Here is a 22,374-nt window from a genome sequence, read left to right as displayed (position 1 = left end):
CGGGAAGGCACGGGATAACATCATGGAAAATAAGCGTGAAGACAGGATTCAGCGTCTGTTGCTGGCATTAAAAAAGACCGACAAAATTCACCTTAAAGAAGCGTCTTTACTGCTCAATGTTTCGGAAATGACTGTCCGCCGTGATCTCAGCGCAGCACCCGCACCGGTAATTTTACTCGGCGGTTATATTGTGATTGATCCGAAGAATAATCCGGCGACGCACTACTTTATCAGTGAACAGAAAACCCGCCATGTTGCAGAGAAACAACGTCTCGCTGCCCGCGCAGCCAGTCTTATTCAGGATAACGATACGGTATTTTTTGACTGTGGCACGACAATGCCTTATGTGATTGAAAGCATTGCCGATAACCGGGTATTTACGGCCATTTGTTACTCGCTCAATACGTTTCTGGCGCTGCAGGATAAACCTCACTGTGAAGTCATCTTGTGCGGCGGTGCGTTTAAATCCAGTAACAGTATTTTTACGCCTATCGGGCGCAGCAGTGAACTCGACTTTATCCGCCCGGCGAAAGCCTTTATTTCCGCTGCGGGCGTCAGTATTGAACACGGTGTGACCTGCTTTAATTTTGATGAATTACTGATGAAACATCAGGCCATAGAACGCTCAGCGCAGAGCATTCTCGTCGCTGACAGCAGCAAATTTGATCAGGTCAGGCCCGCAGCCATCGCGCCGCTTGCGCGTTTTAATGTGGTGGTCAGCGACGCTGAACCACCACAGGCTTATGTCGATTTCTGCGAGCTCTCCGACATTCCGCTGCTGGTTTAACACTTCAGCGGATTGCCGGGATTTTTTCGACCGACTGATAAAAAACCACTTCCCATATGCCATTTTTGGAGCCGTCGCTGAGATAGTGCTCAAAGCACGCTTTTCCGTCCGGGCGATAGCTCGTACTGGCCAGCAGCTGGCTGTAGAATTCCCGCCAGGCCTTTTCAAAATTGCCGTCTGTGATCGTGGTGTGATACGCCGCATACGTGCCTCCCGGCAGCGTTTGCAACGCCAGTCCTTCTGCATCATCGAGAATAAAATTATCGGCTACACACACCGACGGATCAGCACGTAAAGCTTCTGCCGGTGTGGTGTCAGGATTATCATGAAACCACGTCAGCCATTCGTTTTGCGGCTGATGATGCCGTACAGCCCATTTCATCAGTTGCTGAAAACCACTGTGGATTGACTCCTGATAGGGGCCAACCACCCGGTAGCTCACCAGCTTTTTGGCCGGTCTCTCTACAATTAATAATGCCACGATGATCTCCTTTTATCTGACATGCATTGAACGGGTTCCATGTTGAGTAAGGTGCAAATACCAAACTATAACAGTTTACCGATTAACGGCGGTGAACTGCTCTACGCGCTATAACAGTTGTCGTGATAAAATTATGTAATCAGATTGCATTATAGTCGTGACGCAATGAGGTATGAGATGGACGTAATCAAAAACGTATTAAACAGTGAAATTGATCGCATCAATCGTCAGGAAGGGCGCGATGGTAAAGCGCGGATCAATGCTGAGTTCTTTATAAACCATCCCTGGTTATGTCTGGCTATGCTGGTCGGGTATATCGCCGTGGGCATCGTCATGTACGTTTCACCTTATATGGGGCTCGGCTGGTTTATCGGATTTACGGCTTTCCTGATCTTTATGTCCGCGATGCTGTTGCTGGAAATTAAGCCAGTTTATCGCTACGAAGATATCGGGGTGCTTGATTTACGCGTTTGTTATAACGGCGAATGGTATTTCAGCCGCGAGCTTTCTGCTGATGCCGTGAAGCAAATACTCAGCGCCCCTGATGTCAGCGAGCACATCAAAAACCGCATTGAATCCATTGTCCGACATAAAGGTTTTGTGGATTTCTATGATGTTTACGATCTGGCCCGGCTGGAACGCCATTTGCCAGATAGCACCGGAACAGCACAGTTAGCTCACTCTTAACCCCTCTAAACATGGCATCAGGCCATGACGTTACCCTGCATGCTCTGATAAAATAGCGGCTGGGCATCATTTTCGTGAATGTGTTTAAACGAGAAAATGATGTTGAGCCGTGACAGGAGCTATAGTGGAACGAATCAAACTTACCATTCACCATCTGCACAAAATCATTTCGGGCGAAAAGCAGGACACGCAAGCTACTGCACGTATTTATGCTGGCGATGAACTGTTAGTCACCGAAACGATGACCGGGCAGGCTGCACATTTTGATCGTTTCATCAAAGTCGTACACGATAACGGCAAACCGTTGAGAGTAGAATGGGACTCCGACGGCAGTGCGCAAATGTCGGTAACGCGCGCCGAAGTGTGCCCTTGCTGTGGCGGCGACGCCTTACACCATTGATTTAACCCGGCAATGACCGCAAGCAGAGTAAAAGCCAGGCAGAGGTAAATGATGAAATTTATCAGCAACGAATTTGAATACCGTCAGTGGATAATGGATGAAATATTCCAGGCGAGTGCGGTAGGCGAAACCTCTGAGTTTGCCGATCAGGAAGTGGATGACTTTATCTTTGACGCCCGTCCGGTGGCTTATCCGTGCGTGGCTGTGATGATCCAGACACCAGGCGAACCGGGGGTGTGTGAGCCGCGTTTTTTCTACAAAGAGCAAATCTTTGAGTGGGCGCATAAAATGGGATTTGGCTTCGACAGCTAACTGCCAGGCCGGTTTAATGCAGATTCAGCCCTAAGTCTGACTCAGGGCTGAGCGTCAGCCGTTCACGCTGTGGCTATCAGACATTTTGCCGATCAATTTTCTCTTCGCCCCAGAACAAATGGTCTTCTTTGGTCTTGGCGAACGCGATAGGCAATACTTCGTCGTTACCTTCTTCCCAGATTTTCTGTGCCAGCGTCTCGTCGTTATTCGCCAGTTCGAAAATGGCCTCGGCGATTTCGTGAGAGGTTTCACGGGTATTTGCCCACGCTTTGATGTTTGACGTCGTCATCCGGTTCTCCTCGTGTTTATTTCATATTCATAAAGGTGTCTCTGTTACACCGTTGCATTCACCATAACTATGGTTTCCCGATGCACTTTATGCAAATGCGGCGGCAGCAGGGCACAAAAAAACCGGCGCCTGGCAGGGGCTGTCGTTTATACTGAACGCGATTTTGAACATTTAAGGTGATGATAATGAGCGACGATATTTTTGATTTTGACATTGATGCTGCACTGGAAACTGCCGAAGTGAAAGCAGCTGAAAAAGCAGCAGAAGTGCCTGAAGCCGTTCAGGACGAAAGTGACTGCGAAGGCTGCAAAATCTGATTTTGCACAACAAAGCAGCAAAAAGAAAACCGCTTCGGCGGTTTTTTTGTATCTGTCATTTATAACGGCTTTGCAATGTTGAACTGAATTTCCTTTGCAGCCATAGCGTTGCGCCTGGTTGGACGAGGTGGTGGATTGACGCAAATGTAAGGGTTACGTTAAGGGTTTTTTTTTTGGGATAAATTCCTATAGAACAGGAAGATAGCTGGGGGTACTTTGACACCACCTGATAAGCAGGTCGTGAGGTTCACAATGAAAAAACTAATTTTAGTTCTCGCCGTTTTGCTAACTTTGCCAGCTGTCGCACAGGCGAACGTCGAGCTTGGCGTTAATATGCCAGGGTTGTCACTGCATATCGGAGACCGTGACGACCGCGGATACTATTGGGATGGTGGTGACTGGCGTCCACCGGGTTGGTGGGACCAGCATTATCGTGATGAAGGCCGCGGGCACTGGGTTTATTACGAACCGGCCCCGCCGCCGCCACGCTACTGGCATCATGAGCACTGGCATGAAGGCCCGCCACCCGGCTACTGGCGCGATGGCCCTCCTGGGCACTGGCGTGATGGCCCTCCGGGACACTGGCGCGAAGGTCCGCCTCCGGGCCGCTGGTAACGAAAGTTTGATGAGTTGAAGGGCAGACGTTAAAGATTTTGGGAACAGGGTTGGCAGTGGCGATGCAAAAGCATCCCCAATGTCAGTTCTGTTCCTTCCACATTCTCTCCCCCCGCTATTAATAATTCTCTCCTAATTAATTACTTTATGAATGCAAATAATGTGATTCATTTATTTGAATTATATAAAGATGTTTTTTCATTCTATTGAGCGCAGGTGAGTTTGGAAAAAACTTTTTTAAGAGTAATTGCAGCTTGCTAACGGTCATTAATATGTTAATTTCTTGTTATGAAATCGGCAATGGATGGCTCGAATACGACACATATCTGATGAAACAGGCCGTCATACAGGGGAAAGCCCTGTCAGATATGTAACATGTCATTTAGCGAGATTATTCCTATGCAATTGATTAAAAATGATTTTGAATACCGCGCCTGGATGCTGGATGCCTATTTCTATCAGGATAAAATAGAAGGCGATAAGTTGATGACTGATGAGGAAATGGATGATTTCCTTTTTGAATATCGTCCGCTGGAATATCCGTGTTTAGGCAGTGTGACGCCATCAAAGGAATGTTCACTGGAACTGGACATCACTTTCTTTTATCGGGATCACATCTCAGATTGGGCAAAATCCATGGGACTGATAAACATTAAATAATCCGCTTCGTTATTGCTGTTCTTTATCCGTCTGAAAAAGCGCCTGAGGGCGCTTTTTGTCGTCTGGCATCAGAAATATTAATTACCGCGAACTTCAACCATAACCGGGCAGGGGGCGGCCGCGATCACTTCCGCACTGACTGAGCCTTTCATCATCCGTCCAAACGCTGAAAGCTGACGGTGGCCGATGACAATCACCGAGGCATTGATTCTTTCAGCTTCAGCCACCAGCGCTTCTCCGGCCGGACCGACGATCAGATTGCCTTTCGCATTGATCCCTGCTTGCGACAAAATTTCCAGCGCATGCCCGACCACGGCGCGTGCGGTGTTTTGCTCTTCTTCTGCTGGCGGGTAGCTGACAATTTCACCGGGAACATCGCCGTTATTTTCCAGTGCGTAAGACTCGTCAATGCAGCAGGTGACGAAAACCGTTGAAGCTCGTCCCTTTGCCAGCTGGCGGGCGAGATCAATCACGAGAAGGGATTGCTTTGAGCCGTCTACGGCTAACAAAATGACATCAAACACGGCAATTCCTTTCTTTATTATTTTCCACCGGATACCTGGGTTTCATCCAATTTACCAATTTCGCCAATCAGGGCATGTTTGCATTCCAGCAACGCTTCACGGATTTGCGACTCTTTGGCCGCCCGCCGGGCAGTAGGGAAAAGTACCGATACCGAGTAACGGCCTAAAATTGTATCTATTGCGATAGCCAGCGTGGTAACGCCGTTTACCGTTTCTCCCTCTTCCATCGCAATTCCGCTTTCCCGCACACTGGCGATTTTTTCCAGCAGTGAGTCAAGGGTACGCACGGTATTTTCCGTGGCGGGCTCCAGCACATCCCCGACAATAATGCGGATCTCTTCATCGGTTTTTAGCGACAGCAGGGCACGGCCGCTCGATGTGCTGTAAATGGGCAGATTCAGGCCGACGCGCGGCACCACGCGCAGTTCCCGCTCGGCCACAATGCTGTGAATATTGGCGATCTGCCGACCACTTGCCCGCCCGAGCGACACCGTTTCCTGTGTGTTGTCGCAAAGCTGACGCAGAAATGGGGAGGCGATGGCGATGACATCGGTATGGACCGTTGAAACGAGTTTCAGAAGCGTCGGGCCAAGCCGTACGCCTCCGCTACCTTCTGAGCGAACCAGCCCTTCTTCGGCCAGTGCGGCGACGATGCGCTGCACAGTCGAACGTGGTAAATCCACTTCATTGGCAATGGCACCGAGACTCATTCCCTGCGGATGTTTTCCCAGCGAATTGAGTATGGTGGCCGCCCGCGAGATCACCTGAATCCCACCGCTGCGTTCTTCGTCTGCCGGATTGTCCTGAGCCATGATTTCTCCTTTATCTCCGTGCGTGATCCTGTCCATAAACCTGAGTGGTCAATGTAATGGCTCAACGGGTGAAAAACAATTTTTAATCACATTGCAATACAGTGCACCGTATTATAGTATTTCTGTGTGTATCACAATGTGGTGCAATGCATCGAAATATTTGTGATGCAGGTCGCTTATTTTGCACTTCTGCGACACAAAACCTGCCTTCTTCCTATCGCCGCCATGATAAAGCGGTGGAGTTAACGATGAATCAGACAATCACAATGGCGCCTGTTGCTGCACTGCCCGTGCCGCCCCCTTTTACGTTAAGGCTGGTTATCGGGTTACTGGGGGTTTTAATCGCCTCATTGTGTTCTGGCCTTAACGACCGTGTTACTGACATTGCGCTTGCCGATGTTCGTGGCGCACTCAGCATCAGCACAGATGAGGGCTCATGGCTGATTGGTGCCTATCAGGCGGCGGAAGTCTCCGCAATGATGCTGGCACCGTGGTTTGCCATGACCTTTTCACTGCGTCGTTTCACCGTGTTCGTCACGCTGGGTTTTGTTCTTATTGCCGCTGTTTTGCCGTACACCCCAAATCTGCCGGTATTCATTGCACTGCGCGCAGTTCAGGGCGTGTTCGGTGGTGCTTTGCCGCCGTTACTGATGACGTCCGCCCTGCGTTTTATGCCGCCGCAATACAAGTTATACGGGCTGAGTGCTTATGCGCTGACGGCGACTTTCGGGCCAAATATGGCGACTTCACTGGCGGCCATCTGGACCGATTATGTCGGCTGGGAGTGGGTGTTCTGGCAGGTGATCCCACCGTGTCTGCTGGCGGTAGCGATGATTGCCCACGGGCTGCCGCAGGATCCGCCGCGTTTTGAGCGTTTCCGGCAAATGGATGTCGTTGGCATGCTGACTGGCACGGGCGGAGTAACGCTGCTGGTGCTGGCCTTGCAGCAGGGAGAACGCCTCGACTGGTTCAGTTCGCCGCTGATTACGCTGATGTTTTTCACGGCGCTTGGCTTGCTGACGGTTTTCCTGGTCAACGAATGGTATCACCCGTTGCCATTGTTCAAATTACAAATGCTGAGAAGACATAATCTGACGCACGGCTTAATCACGTTGTTCGCTCTGATGTTTCTCTTCTTATCGGGCTCCGCGTTACCCGCCAGTTATATGGAGCAGGTTGGCGGATTTCGTGCCATACAGGTCGGACCGCTGGCGCTGACTATCGGTTTACCGCAGCTATTACTCGCCCCGTTGATCGCTTTTGTGCTGACCATGCGCTGGATAGACAGCCGCTGGGTGCTTGTCTGCGGATTAGGGTTGGTGGGCTTTTCCTGTTACTGGGGAACACATCTTACCGGTGCCTGGGCGCGCGATAATTTCTATCTGATCCAGATTATGCAGGCTTTCGGACAACCGATGGCGGTCCTGCCGATCCTGATGAGTGCAACCAGTGTTGTACAGCCACTGGAAGGGCCTTTTGCCTCCGCGATGTTTAACACCACCCGCGGTTTGGGCAGCGTGATGGGCGGTTCTTTGCTGGCTGTTTTTGTCAGCCAACGCGAACAATTCCATTCCAATGTTTTGCTCAATCACGCCGGTAGCGTGAGCTATCTGCTCTCACAGCCATATGGTGGCGACAGCAGCTTTCTGGCCCCGCTGAACAGCGGCGGCGCAGCGATTTCGACAGAAATACTCACCCGGTTTTCTCAAGGGGTGAGACAGCAGGCGCTGGTGCTGGGAATATCGGACGCTTACATGGTGATCATCGGGCTGGCACTCTCCCTGATATTGCTGGTCGCCATTTTGCCTAAACGCACATATCCGCCTCAGTCTCTGGTTAAACGTCCCTGAGTATCGCATCACTATTAACCGTAGTATTCCACTCTGAAAAGTACGAGAGAACAACATCATGATAAAAACCTCACCTGTCCGCCTGAGCTGGCTGTGTGCCGCTGTGGTAGTGATATTTCTGGTTGTCATCGCCTTGTGGATACTCGGCAAGAGCACTCTACCCGTTACTGACGATGCCTTTGTTTCTGCAGATTCCACGCTGGTCGCGCCGCGGATTTCCGGCACGATTGCGGATGTTTACGTGCAGGATAACCAGATGGTGAAAGCCGGCGATGTACTTGCCCGAATCGACGATCGTGATTACCGCAATGCGGTACTGACGGCAGAAGCAAATCTGGAAACCGCTAATGCGCAGATGCTCAGCCTGACCGCGCAACTGGCGAAACAACAACAGACTATCTTGCAGGCCCGGGCACTGGTTAATGCTGATGCGGCCAGTATTGCTTATGCGCGTCAGAGTGCTGACCGTTATAAACGCCTGCTGCAAAATGGCTCCGGCACGGCCGATGCACGTGATGAGTCTGATGCCAATTTACGTTCAAAACTGGCTGCGCAGCAGAGTGATATGGCCGCAGCACTTGGCGCTGAAAAGCAGGTTGATGTGCTGAAAGCGGAACAGGCAGAAGCGAAAGCTGCAATCGATTCAGCCGCAACGGCGCTGGCACAGGCGAAGCTGAATCTTTCTTATACCGAAATTACGGCGCCGGTGGATGGCGTGGTCGGGCAGCGCTCGTTGCGTATCGGCGGATATGTGGCTGCAGGAGCACGCGTTCTGGCCGTGGTGCCGCTGAAAAACGCTTACATTGTGGCGAACTACCTTGAGACACAACTGGGTGATGTGCAGCCGCATCAGCCGGTTGAGATTAAGGTGGATGCGTTGCCGGGTGTGACCCTCAAAGGGAAGGTGGACAGCATTTCGCCTGCCACCGGCGTGACGTTTTCGCCTATTTCGCCGGACAATGCGACCGGCAATTACACTAAAGTTGTACAGCGTCTGGCGGTTAAAATTGTGCTCGACAGTAATCAGCCCGATGCGAAGCGTCTGAAAGTCGGGATGTCTGTGATCCCGACAATTGATATCACATCGCGCTGAATAACAAATTTTGAAACAAAAAGGCGACTCCGGAGGTCGCCTTTTTCATGTCGCTGACTTTGTATGGGGTCAATGTCCGCGTATCAGGAAGCCTGATTTTGCGGCGGATTCGCGTCGGTTGAATTCTTTTTAGCCGGATGCTGGGGTTTGCCAGAGAACAGGAACCGCAGGATCGGGATGCGCTTATGCACTTCATACAGCAAAAAGGCGATACCGAATACAAACACCAGCCCCAGCCAGAATCCCAGCCAGTCGCTGTGAATTTTCGGTGTAATGAACGCACCGTAAATCAGCGTTAAAGGATGGTGGATCAGATAGATAAACAAGGATGAGTTCACCAGATAGGTGATCCATGGCGCCTGAAAATTCAGTAAATAATGGCTGAATGAAAACACCACATTGACCATCAGGAACCCGAGCAGGGTAGTGATGATGGCATCGATTTCCATTGAGTACAGCTGTGGCGTATTGACATGTTGATTGAACATGTAAGCGGCGAACAGGAAAATGCTGACTACCCCGGCAGTCGCGGACGGTTTCAGAAACAGTTCTTTCAGCCAGGAGAATTTATAAGCAAGTGCACCCAGGATGAAAAACGGCAGATAAAACAACGTTTGCATGACGATGAAATTAAACGCGCCGTTGGAAAGTAAATTTGGTGCAAAAAGATACAGGCTTCTGTTAAATGCCGCGTAAATTAAACCGATAAAAAGAAATATAATTGAGATTTTTCCTAAGCTATTTGTACGGCTTTTTATTATTTGAATACGACTATTCTTAATTTCTTTAATAAATTTGAAGAGGTAAAAGCAAATGCTGGTGAGAATAACCAGGGTTAACAGGAACCATAAATGCGAGACCAGTTCCCATACAGTCACATTAATTCTCTGATAAAAATCCATATTATTCCAGTCAGAAAACTTGCTGGTGAATTTCATCAGGAAATAGAGCTGCGGAATCGTGATCAGCGGGAAGGCCGCCGCCAGCGGGATGGCAACCCGCTCCAGACGCACCTTCAGCCACTGCTGCGGGTCATAGCGCTCATACAGCATATAAGAAAAATAGCCCGAGATAACAAAGAACACCTGCATACGGAAGGCGTGAATAACATCATTAAATATTGTCAGGCCGTCAGAGGGTATTGCACTGTTTACCGCCCAGATATGACTGGAGTAAATCAATGATATATGGAAAGGAATACCCAGCAGCATCAAATATGCGCGGATGGAGTCTAAGAAAAACTCACGTTGTGGTTTTGGCTGTGTCATTACGTATCCGTTGTAAGTAGCTCATCCTAATTTTAGAGCGTAATTTGTCTTTAAGGCTAATTTTGCACGTAAGCAAAAATGACCATCGTTGACATTAGTTTAGTTTCTAACCTTAAAACATGCTTTGTTATAGGACAAGTTTCCATAGCCGGAGTTTCATCGAATTGATATCCTTGTACCCTGTTGCGCTTAAACGGTTCATCAATGGATGAACCATCGACTGCTCAAGTTGTCGGAAACCTGACACTTCCCTTAAAATAGTTACAGTAAATGAATGAAGCGCGCGTAAAGGAGACAAGGTGTCGGATAAAAATTTTTCCATAGGGTCACGTATGATCAAAGTCCGTTTGCTAAGTGCCGCAGTGTTGATGACCATGTTCACCTCATCTGCCTGGGCTTTTTCTATAGATGATGTTGCCAAACAAGCGAAGGCGTTAGCCGATAAAGGTTACGAAGCGCCGAAAAGCAATCTTCCGTCTCAGTTCCGCGATCTCAAATTCGCAGACTACCAACAAATTCAATTCAATCATGACAAAGCGTACTGGAAAAACCTGAATACGCCTTTCAAGCTTGAGTTTTACCATCAGGGTATGTACTTCGACACTCCGGTGAAAATCAACGAAGTAACGGCTGATTCAGTCAAAGAAATCAAATACAGCCCGGACTACTTCAACTTTGGCAACGTCAAGCATGACGCTGACTCAGTGAAAAACCTCGGTTTTGCCGGCTTCAAAGTGCTTTATCCCATCAATAAAGCCGACAAAGATGATGAGATTATGAGTGTGCTGGGTGCCAGCTACTTCCGTGTCATCGGTAAAGGCCAGGTTTATGGCTTGTCTGCCCGTGGTCTGGCGATCGACACCGCGCTGGCTTCCGGCGAAGAGTTCCCACGTTTTCGTGAGTTCTGGATCGAACGTCCTAACCCGGATGAAAAGCATTTAGTCATTTACGCCTTGCTGGATTCCCCGCGTGCGACCGGTGCTTATCGTCTGGACGTTTATCCGGGTAAAGAAGCCACTGTCGATGTGCAGTCTCAGGTTTATCTGCGCGATAAAGTCGGCAAACTGGGTGTGGCTCCGTTAACCAGCATGTTCCTGTTTGGCGCAAACCAGCCTTCGCCGGTGCTGAACTACCGTCCGGCGCTGCATGATTCCAACGGACTGTCTATTCACGCCGGTAACGGTGAATGGATCTGGCGTCCGCTGAACAATCCGAAACACCTTGCCGTCAGCCAGTTCTCGATGGAGAACCCGAAAGGCTTCGGGCTGCTGCAACGTGGTCGCAGTTTCTCTAACTTCGAAGACCTGGACGATCGTTATGACCTGCGTCCAAGCGGTTGGGTTGAGACCAAAGGTGACTGGGGTAAAGGGAAAGTTGAACTGGTGGAAATCCCGACGGCGGATGAAACCAACGATAATATCGTCGCCTTCTGGACCCCTGATCAGTTACCCGATGCAGGCAAACCGCTCAGCCTGAACTATCGTTTACATTTCACCCGTGAAGAAGAGAAATTGCATTCTCCTGATCTGGCGTGGGTTGAACGCACCATGCGCTCTACCGGGGATGTGAAACAGTCGAATCTGATCCGTGAGCCAGATGGCAGCGTTGCTTTCCTCGTCGACTTCGTCGGTCCAAACCTGAAAGCGCTGAAGAGCGACACGCCAGTCGTGTCTCAGGTCAGCGTGGGCGACAACGGTGATCTGGTTGAAAACTCCGTACGCTATAATCCTGTAACGAAGGGCTGGCGTCTGACGCTGCGCCTGAAAGTGAAGGATCCTAAGAAGGCGATCGAAATGCGCGCTTCTCTGGCCAATGGCGACAAAACTCTGAGTGAAACCTGGAGCTATCAGCTGCCTGCAAATGAATAAGTCAATGCACTCTACTCAAGATTATGTAGAAGCTTTGCCGCTTACTGATGAACAGAAAGCGGCGCTCTCTCAGCAGCTTCCCGCTGAGCCGGGGCAGGCTTTTGCTACCGTACATCACCGTTTAGGCGGTGATGCCTCGACCACAGCTGATGCGGCCGATCCTGATGCGCCATTGGTGTCAGTGAAAGCCCGCGTCGGCGCAAGCTGGCCTGATGCCCTTGAAAAGGGCTCGTTAGACGAAGTCGATAACGAAGGGCGTACGATTGCCAGCGCCATGCCACCGGTTAAACGTTCTAGCATGTTCCCTGATGTCTGGCGCACCAACCCGGTCGGGCGTTTCTGGGACAATATGATGGGGCGCAGCGCGGTTTCGCGTCACACCACATCAGATATGCCCGAGTCAGAAAAGCGCTGGCGTCACGCCGGTTCCGTGCGTCGCTATATCCTGCTGGTTCTGATGCTGGTGCAGACGGCGATCGCGACCTGGTACATGAAAACCATTCTGCCGTATCAGGGCTGGGCGCTCATCGACCCAAGCGATATGCTCAATCAGGACTGGCAACAGTCGGTTCTGCAACTGCTGCCTTACGTCTTACAGACCGGGATCCTGGTGCTGTTCGCCATTCTGTTCTGTTGGGTGTCGGCCGGTTTCTGGACGGCATTGATGGGCTTTTTACAATTGCTCATCGGTCGGGACAAATACAGCATTACCGCCTCGACGAAAGGTAATGAGCCGCTGAATCCGAACAACCGTACCGCGTTGATCATGCCGATTTGTAACGAAGACGTGGAGCGCGTTTTCGCGGGTCTGCGTGCAACGTATGAATCTGTTAAAGCGACGGGTGATTTGGATCAGTTTGATATCTACGTGCTGAGCGACAGTTACGATCCGGATATCTGCGTAGCGGAACAAAAAGCCTGGATGGAAGTGTGCCGCGACGTTGAAGGTCACGGACGTATTTTCTATCGCCGTCGTCGTCGTCGTGTGAAACGTAAAAGCGGTAACATTGATGACTGGTGCCGTCGCTGGGGCGGGGAATATGCCTATATGGTTATTCTCGATGCTGACAGCGTCATGAGTGGCGAATGTCTGACCGGCCTGGCCCGTCTGATGGATGCCAACCCGAACGCCGGTATTATCCAGTCTGCGCCAAAAGCGTCAGGCATGGATACGCTGTATGCACGTTGCCAGCAGTTTGCGACCCGTGTTTACGGTCCGTTGTTTACCGCCGGTCTGCATTTCTGGCAGTTGGGCGAATCCCACTACTGGGGCCATAACGCCATTATCCGTGTGAAACCGTTCATTGAGCATTGTGCGCTTGCACCATTGCCCGGTGAAGGCTCCTTCGCCGGTTCCATCATGTCTCATGACTTTGTGGAAGCGGCATTGATGCGTCGTGCGGGCTGGGGCGTGTGGATTGCTTATGATCTGCCGGGCAGTTATGAAGAGTTGCCACCGAACCTGCTCGACGAGCTGAAACGCGACCGTCGCTGGTGCCACGGTAACCTGATGAACTTCCGCCTGTTCCTGGTGAAAGGGATGCATCCGGTTCACCGTGCGGTGTTCCTGACCGGCGTGATGTCTTATCTGTCCGCGCCGTTATGGTTTACGTTCCTGGCTTTGTCTACCGCATTGCAGGTCGTGCACACACTGATGGAACCGCAGTATTTCCTGCAACCCCGTCAGCTGTTCCCTGTGTGGCCACAGTGGCGTCCTGAACTGGCGATAGCCTTGTTCTCGACCACCATGGTGTTGCTGTTCCTGCCAAAACTGCTGAGTATCGTGCTGATTTGGGCGAAGGGGGCGAAACAGTTTGGTGGTGCATTCCGACTGCTGATTTCCATGTTCCTCGAAATGCTGTTCTCAGTATTACTGGCGCCGGTACGTATGTTGTTCCACACCGTCTTCGTGGTCAGCGCATTCCTGGGTTGGGAAGTGGTCTGGAACTCACCGCAGCGTGATGACGACGATACTCCGTGGGGCGAAGCCTTTAAACGTCATGGTTCTCAGTTGTTGCTGGGTGCGGTCTGGGCTGCCGGTATGGCGTGGCTGGACTTGCGTTTCCTGTGGTGGCTTGCGCCAATCGTCTTCTCCCTGATCCTGTCGCCAATCGTCTCTGTACTGTCGAGCCGTGCAACGCTGGGGATTAAGAGTAAGAAGGCCAAGCTGTTCCTGATCCCGGAAGAATACGATCCTCCGCGTGAACTGGTGGCTACCGAGGAATACCTGGCGCTGAACCGTTCGCGTAAGCTGCAAAATGGCTTTATGCATGCGGTCTTCGATCCGGGCTTCAACGCACTGGCAACGGCGATGGCAACATCCCGTCACCTGTTGCGTGAAACGGTAGAAAACGGCCGTCGTGCCCATCTGGAGCATGCGTTGAAAACCGGTCCTAAGGATCTGGGCAAGGCGGATCGTCTGATTCTGCTGAGCGATCCTGTGCTGATGGCGCGTTTACACTCTGCGGTGTGGACGCAACCTGATCAGCAGACCTGGAGTGCTTACTACCAGCAATTACCTCGCAATGCGCAGGCATTCCCTGTCACTCAGACGCTGGAAGTTAAACCCGCCTGAAAATGACATGGAGTGAATAAAAAACGGGCAGTATGTGAAAACATACTGCCCGTTTTCTTTGTGATGAAAGACGGGTTACTCTTTAGCAGGTCATGCAGGAATTTTACCTCGCCTTAACATAAGGCAGGCGCTGTGCATGATAAGCTGACAGCGCTGTTCAGCGCTTCTGAATGTGCCTCTTTTGAATTGAATCGACAGGTTGGGTGAGTGATTAATCGGGTTATTTTTCGCGGATGCGTGCTGGCGTTAGTGGCGACGGTACTGACCGGATGCGGCAGTATTATCAGCCGGACTGTGCCGGGACAGGGGCATGGCAACCAGTATTATCCCGGTGTGCAGTGGGATTTGCGGGACAGTCCGTGGCGTTATGTCACCGTCATCGATGTTCCGCTGTCGATGATTGTCGACACTTTCATGCTGCCGGTTGACGCCCGCCACGGGCCTTACGAATAAAATAACTTAATCAATATCACGACCCGGATACTCGTCTTCATCGTCCCATTCTTCAGCTGCCGCTTTACCTTCTTCAGTATCCAGCGGCGGTTCATGCTGGTATTCACCTTCATCCCATTCATACAACGTGGCTTCTTCCTGCCATTCTTCTTCGAGTTCTATCTGATCATAATCCTCGTCAAAGATAGCCTGCGCCGCCGCACCGCTACGGAACGTCAGCGCATCGATGGAATCACCTTCGCCGCTGAGGAATTCCGCCTGCCACATCACATCGCCATCCTGCATGATGTATTTCTGCAGATTAAACTGGTCCGGAACTGGCTCTTCGTCGTCATGGATCCTATCCTGCGCGGCTTCAAGGAATTCTTCGCGGGCGGCATCAATAGCTTCTTCAAGCGTTGCATACATGCTCATTGTTGTCTCCTGAGTTGAAACTGTTAATGGTTGTGCAGCAAATAGCGTTATTAATGAACAAGTAACGGCCATCTGACAGGGGAAAACCTGATTAAATGATTGTTGTCTATAACTGACAGGATGCAAGTTTTCAGACTAAATCAGTCGGATTTATTTCTGCTATTCTCAATTTCTCGCTGGCGACTTTGCGGCGGTTTAAAAAACGGGAGTGCACATGGTTTCACGACAATCAGTATTACGGGTGGCGCGCCCGACGGACAATCTTGAGCAGGTAGCCCGCATGTATTCGCAGGGGCTGGGTTTCGACATCATCGGCAGTTTTAGTGACCACCAGGGGTTTGATGGCGTGCTGGTCGGGCATCCGCATCATCATTATCATCTCGAGTTTACCCATCATCTCGGTTCCTCCGTGGGGCGTGCGCCCACCGAAGATAATCTCCTGGTGTTCTATATTCCTGATAATCAGCAGTGGCTGACGCAGTGCGAACGGATGCTGCAGGCCGGTTTTATCGTCGTGCCTTCGTTTAATCCCTACTGGGATGAATGCGGTAAAACCTTCGAGGATATTGACGGTTATCGGGTGGTGCTGGCTTTGCGGGACTGGACGGCATAGGCGCGAATGTCAGCGGAATTTCAGCTTTGCAAAGGCTGTGAGGGGAGAGGGTAAAAGTTTAGCAAACCGGCTACACGGGCAGCGTTTGAGGCATAAAGTGATTCAGACTTCTCAAGATAAGGTGAATGTTATGAAGACTCTTTCCCGCGTTTTGCTCATGCCGCTGTGTGGCCTTGGCGTATTATTCAGCGTGGCCAGTACCGCGGCTGAAAATACACATCCCCAATCACCGATAGAACAGCCGCACGGGTTGCCACCCTTCCACGGCGAGGGCATGCTGCCACCGCCGCCAATGATGGTCGGCTTTTGCCATCCGGGGCAACTGTTCTGTGCCAGCGTAGCCAGTGATAACCCGACTGAAACTATTCAGAAACTGACGTCGGTACTTCCGGCTACAACGGCAGGCAAGCATTACGAAGTGCGTCTGGCCGTCGTCGAGGTGCCGGATTACATGTCAGTGCCGCCGCTGGCAGAAAAATCTCAATAAGCCTCGCTGCTTCGTCGGCTGGAATTTAGTCAATCATGGCCTGATGAGGCCGGCGTTGCAGACACCAGTACGAATATCCCGCGTTGAATAACACCACCATCGCCGTAACAAAAAATACCGTCCGGAAGCCGTAACTGGCTGAGACCGCCGCACCCAGTAACGGACCGGTGACATTGCCGACATCACGGAACGACTGGTTGTAGCTGAATACCCGTCCTGCTACCTGATTAGTGCAGTTATAGATGAGCAGGGTCTGAACGGCCGGCAGCAATGCGCCATCGCAGGCACCCAGCAGAAAACGCAAAATACCCAGTTGCAGGGGTGTTTGTACCAGGGCCATCGGGATCAGCAACAACACAGATAACGCCATCATCGCCACCAGGATCCGCTCGGGGCCAATCCGGTCGCCGAGTTTGCCTAAACGCGGTGCACTCATCAGCGCGGCCACGCCAGGTACCGAAGCAATCATGCCGCTGATAAACGCCAGGTTTTGTGTATTACCGGCCAGCTCCCGTACGTAAAGCGTCAGGATCGGCGCAATCGAACCCGTCGCCACCTGAATAATCATGGTGGTGACAAACAAACACAGCACCAGTTTAGGATTTTTCAGCGAGGCAAAGACCTGCTTACGGTTCAGCATGTCTTTTTTGCTCACCGGGACAAACTGCTCACGGATAAAATAAAGCGTCATGATGAAACACAAAAACAGCACCGACGCGGTGATAAAGAACACCGGACGCAAACCATAGCTGTCCGCCAGCAACCCTCCGACCAGTGGCCCGAGCAGCGCACCGCTGACACCGCCAGTTGATAACGTACCCAGCGCCCAGCCGCTTTTATTGCGTGGGATTTGTGTGGCAATCAGCGCGTTAGCATTGGGAACAAATCCGCCCAGCAAGCCAAGTAACGCGCGAAGAATCAGGAACTGCCAGATATTCTGCGCGAAGCCCATTAATACCATGACGATGGACATGCCGAGTGCGGATCGCAGCAGCATGATTTTGCGGCCTTTACGGTCCGCGAGTCCGCCCCAGAAGGGGGAGGCGATGGCGGAAAACAAGAAGGTGATACTGAAAACCAGACCCGACCACATATTCAGGGATTCATGACCGGTTACGCCGAGGGTTTCCACGTAAAGGGGCAGGAAGGGCATGATCAGACTGAATGCGGCACCGGTCAGGAAGCAACCGATCCAGGCGACAAACAGATTACGTTTCCAGTTAATGGGATCTGGGGCGATTTCAGGTTCAGAGGCCGAAGTCATAAAATACCGAAGAAAGAGGTCAGATTCGCTCTGGAATGACACAAAGAAACAAGGCAGAGCATAAGTAACAATCAATTGGCTTAATAATTATGCGCCTAATTATCATTCACTTCAATGATGTTAACGAACTGTAACAAGCGAAGTGAAATACAGGTTCAAAAAGTCTGGAGGAGTGAGGGAGAGCAGATGAAAGCCAAAAAACGGTCAGCAAGGAGGCTGACCGCGACAGACAAAGAATTAAAAACGCAATACTAAAACCGGATTTTAGCGCAGGGCTTCGTTCTTCATGACAGAGTAACGGCCGCTGCCCAGGAACATGATGACCAGACCACCAAAGAAGTACAGAGCTTCACCTTCCAGCCCCCATGCACCGACTTCAGTAACGGTGAAAAATTTGCCACCCACGACCAGGAAAACTGCCACTAAAATGTTGAATGCCAGCACCAGAGCGGCAGGGCGGGTCAAGATGCCCAGAATAATCAGAACCGGCGCAATCACTTCACCGATGTACGCACCGTAAGCAATAAAGCCCGGCAGGCCATCAGCCTGTAACATCTGTGCAATCCAGCCCACGCCATTTTCCATTTTTGCTACACCATGGAATAAAACTAAAATACCAAAAGTCAGACGCAACAAAAGTTTACCAAAGTTCTGATGATCAACAGCACGGGTAAAAGCGGAGTTCAGTTTTGCCAACATAATGTGTTCCTTGCAAAGGTAACATGCCTTTAAGAGGCGGGAGGCACGCGGCTCCAAAATCAGCGGAGTAATCACATGCAGAAATTATGGAGAGAGTATTGGCCTAAATCGGGTGGGATCAAATCTGATAAGTTTGAAGAAGTCTGTGAAAAAAACTGATGAAGCAAATCAAAAAAACCGGACCTGCGGCTGCCGGACCGGTTCCGGGTGATTAATCGCTAAGGGCTTTATAGAGCGAAGGCTCACCTTGCGGGCGTGTTTTAAAGCGACGGTGCAGCCACATATATTGCTCCGGCGCCTGACAGATCTCGTTTTCCACCACTTTATTCATATACGTGGCGGCAACCACTTCATCATCCAGCGGGAAGTCAGCGACCTGAGGGTGAATAATCATCTCATAACCTTCCCCTTTCGGCAGACGGCGCGGAGTGAAGGGAATAATTGCCGGTTTGCCCATGCGTGCCAGCAGATATGTCCCGGTGGTGGTGGCGGCTTTATCGACCGCGAAGAACGGTACAAATACGCTGGCGCGCGGGCCGTAGTCATGATCAGGCGCGTACCAGATGATGTCGCCTTGCTTGAGGCTGCGGATCATCCCTTTGAGATCTTTGCGATCCAGCATCCCTTTATTCGAGCGCATTCGGCCTTTGGTCTGGATCCAATCCATCAGCTTGTTATCGTGAGGACGGTAAACCCCCACGCCAGGATTATGGATACCAAAGATACGTGCACCCAGTTCCAGCGTCAGGAAATGTACACCGATCAGCAGAACGCCTTGCTTGTTATCACGCGCATGCTGGATATGTTCCAGACCGCTGACTTTAAACCAGCGCTCGATGCGCCAGTCTGGCCAGAACCACGCCATGCCGGTTTCAAACAACCCCATGCCGACGGATTCGAAATTTTTCACAATCATATCTTCGCGCTGTTCCGGACGCATATCCGGGAAACACAATTCGATATTGCGTCTGGCGATTTTATAGCGACGTTTCAGGAAGCGCATTGAGAAGCGACCTAGCCCGGTACCGATGCGATAAATAACCGGATAAGGCAGTAACACCAGTGCATAAAGCAGTCCCAGACCCATCCAGGTGATCCAGTAACGAGGGTGCAGTAACGAACGATTAAAGGTTGGTACCTGAGTCATAGAATCTCTGCGTCAGTGAGTCGAAGTAGAAAGTTTATAAGCTCTGTCTAATGCAGCAGCCTGCCACAGAAACACGCACACATATTCATCCGGAATATGTGTTGTCCGTTATCTTCTGCAGCAAAGTGACATATTGTGGCATTTTTTTGATGTGAGGTGAAAATTCACGGCACTAATACCTCATTTATTTATAGGTTGAGTGAATGAAAAACAAAACGAATTCTCATTAATGTCCCGGCATATTCATTCACCATCAATTCAAATATCAATAGAGAATGTCTTTTTGTCAATGAAACGGGCGGCTGTCGGGCCGCCCGTGATCACGTTTGCAAAATCCCCTTTCTGGCGACTTTCGCGTTAATCTTAAATCTGGTTATTATTCCGGCAGGAAAAGGCCTTTGACGCTATGCGGTTCGCTGCGCCAGTACTGTTTCGGCGCGGCCACTTTTTCCCCCAGTTTTGCCGCTGCATGCCAGGGCCAGCGCGGGTTATACAAAATACCGCGTGCCAGAGCAATCATGTCTGCCTGTCCGGTGCCGATAATGGCTTCCGCCTGTTCCGGTTCAGTGATCAGACCCACAGCGATCACCGGCATTTTCACATAACGCTTAATGCCATCAGCAAATGGCACCTGATAGTTCGGGCCGACGGTGATTTTCTGATGCGGACTCAGACCGCCGCTGGAGACGTGAATGTAGCTGCAACCCAGTTCATCAAGCGCTTTGGCGAGTTCAATGGATTGCTCCAGATCCCAGCCTCCCTCCACCCAGTCGGTGGCGGAAATACGCACACCAATCGGTTTTTCTGCCGGGAATGCCGCACGGATTTCCCCGAAGATCTCCAGCAGCAGGCGCATACGGTTTTCCAGTGAGCCGCCGTACTGGTCGGTGCGCTGGTTTGAAAGTGGCGACAGGAACTGGTGCAGCAGATAACCGTGAGCGCCGTGCAGTTCCAGCAGATCAAAGTCCAGACGGTCGGCGCGACGAACTGTATCGACATAGGCTTTTTTCAGCTCAGCGATTCGCTCCAGCGACATTGCCTGCGGGGCCTCAGTGCCTTCGGTGAAGGCGACGGCGGAAGGCGCAATCGTCTGCCAGCCACCCGCTGACTGGGCGATTTGTGCTCCGCCTTGCCACGGCGCAGCACACGACGCTTTACGTCCCGCATGTCCGAGTTGCAGGCCAAGTGGCATATCGCTGTTTTCACGTAAGCCGGTCACTAAATCCTTCATGGCCGCTTCGGTTGCATCGTCCCACAAGCCCAGATCCTGAGCCGAGATACGCCCCACGGCCTCGACAGCGGTCGCTTCCAGGATCAGCAAACCCGCACCTGAAAAGGATAACTGCCCGAGATGCGCGTGATGCCAGGACGTGGCTTTCCCTTCGTCGGATGAATACTGGCACATTGGCGCGATCACGATGCGGTTAGCGAGTGTCAGCTTCCCTAAGGAAATCGGTTCAAAAAGCTTACTCATGTTTCATGCCCCTTAAAATTCAGCGTGGTGATGGACTACAAGAATAGATAACAACTAAGAATAGGTTATCGCATTTCAAAAATGGGCAATGTACAGCAGGTGTTTTTCTCCTGACGAATTTGCAACGGGAGATGTCCTCATTGTTGCTTTAATGTATAATCTTGCCGCTTCAAAAGTAGCTATTCGGTATCAATAGTTAAATTCCCCTGAAAGACAGGAACGTACACCATGCCAGTGTTACATAACCGTATTTCTAATGAGGAACTGCGTGCGCGCATGTTGGCTGAAACTGAGCCCCGCACTACGGTTTCTTTTTATAAGTATTTCCAGCTCGAAGATCCAAAAGCCTTTCGTGACGCCCTGTACGTCAGCCTGACACGCCTTAACGTATTTGGCCGTATTTACGTGGCAAAAGAAGGGATTAACGCACAAATCAGCGTGCCGCAAAGCCAGTTTGAAGCGTTCAAAACCGTGCTGTTTTCCAGCCATCCGGCGCTGGATCAGATCCGCCTGAATGTCGCGCTGGAAGATGATGGTAAATCCTTCTGGGTGTTGCGTCTCAAAGTGCGTGACCGCATTGTCGCGGACGGGATTGATGATGATTCTTTCGACCCGTCAAATGTGGGTGAGTACCTGAAAGCCGAACAGGTCAACGCCATGATTGACGATCCGGACACATTGTTTGTCGATATGCGCAACCACTACGAATACGAAGTGGGGCATTTTGATAATGCGATTGAAGTCCCGTCTGACACTTTCCGCGATCAGCTCCCTATGGCCGTTGATATGCTTAAAGAAGATAAAGACAAGAAAATCGTGATGTATTGCACTGGCGGCATTCGCTGTGAGAAAGCCAGCGCGTACATGTTGCATAACGGTTTTAAAAACGTCTATCACGTGGAAGGCGGTATTATCGAATATGCACGCCGTGCCAAAGAGCAGGGGTTACCGGTAAAATTTAAAGGCAAAAACTTTGTCTTTGATGAGCGTATGGGCGAGCGTATTTCCGATGACGTGATTGCACACTGTCACCAGTGCGGTGTGGCCTGCGATAACCATACCAACTGCAAAAACGACGGCTGCCATCTGCTGTTTATTCAGTGCCCGACGTGTGCGGCGAAATTTGACGGCTGTTGCAGCGAAATCTGTATGACAGAGCTGAAGCTGCCAGTAGAAGAACAACGTGCATTGCGCGCGGGTCGTGAGAATGGCATAAAAATATTCAATAAGTCCAAAGGCTTATTGCAAACCACCATGCATATTCCGGCACCTGAAAACGACTGAC

Annotated in this window: 25 protein-coding genes; 15 read left to right on the top strand and 10 right to left on the bottom strand. The window is 50.9% G+C overall.

What is annotated here, in order from left to right:
* The first annotated feature begins 22 nt into the window (after positions 1 to 22).
* A complete protein-coding gene (gene deoR / locus GW591_RS09785; protein ID WP_112198566.1) occupies positions 23 to 787 on the top strand; it encodes a DNA-binding transcriptional repressor DeoR in 765 nt (254 codons plus the stop codon).
* 4 nt (positions 788 to 791) lie between these two features.
* On the opposite strand, the gene GW591_RS09780 is transcribed toward deoR, so the two are convergent.
* Positions 792 to 1,268, bottom strand: coding sequence for a GyrI-like domain-containing protein (locus tag GW591_RS09780; RefSeq protein ID WP_112198567.1), 477 nt, complete (start codon positions 1,266 to 1,268; stop codon positions 792 to 794).
* 177 nt (positions 1,269 to 1,445) lie between these two features.
* Between GW591_RS09780 and GW591_RS09775 the strand changes: the two genes are divergently transcribed.
* From GW591_RS09775 to GW591_RS09765, 3 genes are all read left to right on the top strand, one after another.
* Positions 1,446 to 1,955 (top strand): YlaC family protein, encoded by a 510-nt coding sequence (locus tag GW591_RS09775; RefSeq protein ID WP_013576289.1) that lies wholly within the window; start codon positions 1,446 to 1,448, stop codon positions 1,953 to 1,955.
* A gap of 124 nt (positions 1,956 to 2,079) precedes the next feature.
* Positions 2,080 to 2,355, top strand: a complete 276-nt coding sequence (locus tag GW591_RS09770; protein ID WP_119261819.1) for a hypothetical protein — start codon at positions 2,080 to 2,082, stop codon at positions 2,353 to 2,355.
* Between the two features lie 48 nt (positions 2,356 to 2,403).
* Entirely contained in the window at positions 2,404 to 2,667 is a 264-nt protein-coding gene (locus tag GW591_RS09765; protein WP_015690199.1) for a hypothetical protein, read from the top strand.
* Between the two features lie 76 nt (positions 2,668 to 2,743).
* Here GW591_RS09765 and GW591_RS09760 read toward each other — a convergent pair whose 3' ends face one another.
* Entirely contained in the window at positions 2,744 to 2,956 is a 213-nt protein-coding gene (locus GW591_RS09760; protein ID WP_013576286.1) for a YccJ family protein, read from the bottom strand.
* Positions 2,957 to 3,141: 185 nt separating this feature from the next.
* On the opposite strand from GW591_RS09760, the gene GW591_RS24195 reads away from it, so the two are divergent.
* The 3 genes from GW591_RS24195 to GW591_RS09750 all read left to right on the top strand — a co-directional run bounded on the left by GW591_RS24195 (position 3,142) and on the right by GW591_RS09750 (position 4,548).
* The gene (locus GW591_RS24195; protein WP_013576285.1) at positions 3,142 to 3,273 is read left to right on the top strand and encodes a hypothetical protein; all 132 of its coding nucleotides are present in this window, start codon (positions 3,142 to 3,144) and stop codon (positions 3,271 to 3,273) included.
* A gap of 252 nt (positions 3,274 to 3,525) precedes the next feature.
* Positions 3,526 to 3,888, top strand: a complete 363-nt coding sequence (locus GW591_RS09755; protein WP_013576284.1) for a DUF2502 domain-containing protein — start codon at positions 3,526 to 3,528, stop codon at positions 3,886 to 3,888.
* Between the two features lie 375 nt (positions 3,889 to 4,263).
* Entirely contained in the window at positions 4,264 to 4,548 is a 285-nt protein-coding gene (locus tag GW591_RS09750; RefSeq protein WP_015690197.1) for a hypothetical protein, read from the top strand.
* 77 nt (positions 4,549 to 4,625) lie between these two features.
* Here the strand turns inward: GW591_RS09750 and GW591_RS09745 are convergent, their stop codons facing one another.
* Both GW591_RS09745 and GW591_RS09740 read right to left on the bottom strand, forming a co-directional pair.
* The gene (locus tag GW591_RS09745; RefSeq protein ID WP_013576282.1) at positions 4,626 to 5,072 is read right to left on the bottom strand and encodes a universal stress protein; all 447 of its coding nucleotides are present in this window, start codon (positions 5,070 to 5,072) and stop codon (positions 4,626 to 4,628) included.
* A 17-nt stretch (positions 5,073 to 5,089) separates the two neighbouring features.
* The gene (locus GW591_RS09740; RefSeq protein WP_013576281.1) at positions 5,090 to 5,884 is read right to left on the bottom strand and encodes an IclR family transcriptional regulator; all 795 of its coding nucleotides are present in this window, start codon (positions 5,882 to 5,884) and stop codon (positions 5,090 to 5,092) included.
* Between the two features lie 248 nt (positions 5,885 to 6,132).
* On the opposite strand from GW591_RS09740, the gene GW591_RS09735 reads away from it, so the two are divergent.
* Positions 6,133 to 7,734, top strand: a complete 1,602-nt coding sequence (locus GW591_RS09735) for an MFS transporter (RefSeq protein ID WP_166860506.1) — start codon at positions 6,133 to 6,135, stop codon at positions 7,732 to 7,734.
* 58 nt (positions 7,735 to 7,792) lie between these two features.
* On the top strand, positions 7,793 to 8,827 hold the full coding sequence (locus tag GW591_RS09730) for an HlyD family secretion protein (RefSeq protein WP_037037276.1): 1,035 nt from the start codon (positions 7,793 to 7,795) through the stop codon (positions 8,825 to 8,827).
* Positions 8,828 to 8,910: 83 nt separating this feature from the next.
* On the opposite strand, the gene mdoC is transcribed toward GW591_RS09730, so the two are convergent.
* Positions 8,911 to 10,095 carry a glucans biosynthesis protein MdoC gene (mdoC, locus tag GW591_RS09725; RefSeq protein ID WP_013576278.1) on the bottom strand — a complete coding sequence of 395 codons (1,185 nt, stop codon included), beginning with the start codon at positions 10,093 to 10,095 and terminating at the stop codon, positions 8,911 to 8,913.
* A 332-nt stretch (positions 10,096 to 10,427) separates the two neighbouring features.
* Between mdoC and GW591_RS09720 the strand changes: the two genes are divergently transcribed.
* The 3 genes from GW591_RS09720 to GW591_RS09710 all read left to right on the top strand — a co-directional run bounded on the left by GW591_RS09720 (position 10,428) and on the right by GW591_RS09710 (position 14,991).
* Positions 10,428 to 11,963 (top strand): glucan biosynthesis protein G, encoded by a 1,536-nt coding sequence (locus tag GW591_RS09720; protein ID WP_013576277.1) that lies wholly within the window; start codon positions 10,428 to 10,430, stop codon positions 11,961 to 11,963.
* Positions 11,956 to 14,538, top strand: a complete 2,583-nt coding sequence (gene mdoH, locus GW591_RS09715; protein ID WP_013576276.1) for a glucans biosynthesis glucosyltransferase MdoH — start codon at positions 11,956 to 11,958, stop codon at positions 14,536 to 14,538. Before GW591_RS09720 ends, mdoH begins: the two co-directional genes overlap by 8 nt.
* Positions 14,539 to 14,745: 207 nt before the next feature.
* Complete coding sequence (locus tag GW591_RS09710) at positions 14,746 to 14,991, top strand: YceK/YidQ family lipoprotein (protein ID WP_013576275.1); 246 nt, start codon at positions 14,746 to 14,748, stop codon at positions 14,989 to 14,991.
* A 6-nt stretch (positions 14,992 to 14,997) separates the two neighbouring features.
* On the opposite strand, the gene GW591_RS09705 is transcribed toward GW591_RS09710, so the two are convergent.
* Complete coding sequence (locus tag GW591_RS09705) at positions 14,998 to 15,405, bottom strand: MysB family protein (protein WP_013576274.1); 408 nt, start codon at positions 15,403 to 15,405, stop codon at positions 14,998 to 15,000.
* Between the two features lie 214 nt (positions 15,406 to 15,619).
* On the opposite strand from GW591_RS09705, the gene GW591_RS09700 reads away from it, so the two are divergent.
* Both GW591_RS09700 and GW591_RS09695 read left to right on the top strand, forming a co-directional pair.
* Positions 15,620 to 16,018 (top strand): VOC family protein, encoded by a 399-nt coding sequence (locus GW591_RS09700; RefSeq protein WP_112151615.1) that lies wholly within the window; start codon positions 15,620 to 15,622, stop codon positions 16,016 to 16,018.
* Positions 16,019 to 16,148: 130 nt separating this feature from the next.
* A complete protein-coding gene (locus tag GW591_RS09695; RefSeq protein WP_153374691.1) occupies positions 16,149 to 16,505 on the top strand; it encodes a hypothetical protein in 357 nt (118 codons plus the stop codon).
* A gap of 25 nt (positions 16,506 to 16,530) precedes the next feature.
* Here GW591_RS09695 and mdtG read toward each other — a convergent pair whose 3' ends face one another.
* The 4 genes from mdtG to GW591_RS09675 all read right to left on the bottom strand — a co-directional run bounded on the left by mdtG (position 16,531) and on the right by GW591_RS09675 (position 21,089).
* Complete coding sequence (gene mdtG / locus GW591_RS09690; RefSeq protein WP_013576271.1) at positions 16,531 to 17,769, bottom strand: multidrug efflux MFS transporter MdtG; 1,239 nt, start codon at positions 17,767 to 17,769, stop codon at positions 16,531 to 16,533.
* Positions 17,770 to 18,033: 264 nt separating this feature from the next.
* On the bottom strand, positions 18,034 to 18,468 hold the full coding sequence (locus GW591_RS09685) for a DoxX family protein (RefSeq protein ID WP_013576270.1): 435 nt from the start codon (positions 18,466 to 18,468) through the stop codon (positions 18,034 to 18,036).
* 211 nt (positions 18,469 to 18,679) lie between these two features.
* Complete coding sequence (locus GW591_RS09680) at positions 18,680 to 19,615, bottom strand: Kdo(2)-lipid IV(A) acyltransferase (protein WP_013576269.1); 936 nt, start codon at positions 19,613 to 19,615, stop codon at positions 18,680 to 18,682.
* A gap of 376 nt (positions 19,616 to 19,991) precedes the next feature.
* Positions 19,992 to 21,089 (bottom strand): NADH:flavin oxidoreductase/NADH oxidase, encoded by a 1,098-nt coding sequence (locus GW591_RS09675; protein ID WP_119261818.1) that lies wholly within the window; start codon positions 21,087 to 21,089, stop codon positions 19,992 to 19,994.
* Between the two features lie 228 nt (positions 21,090 to 21,317).
* On the opposite strand from GW591_RS09675, the gene trhO reads away from it, so the two are divergent.
* On the top strand, positions 21,318 to 22,373 hold the full coding sequence (gene trhO, locus GW591_RS09670) for an oxygen-dependent tRNA uridine(34) hydroxylase TrhO (protein ID WP_013576267.1): 1,056 nt from the start codon (positions 21,318 to 21,320) through the stop codon (positions 22,371 to 22,373).
* Position 22,374 lies beyond the last annotated feature (1 nt).

It is taken from the genome of Rahnella aceris, assembly GCF_011684115.1.
GTDB lineage: Bacteria > Pseudomonadota > Gammaproteobacteria > Enterobacterales > Enterobacteriaceae > Rahnella > Rahnella aceris.
This window is presented reverse-complemented; position numbering and strand designations above follow the sequence as displayed.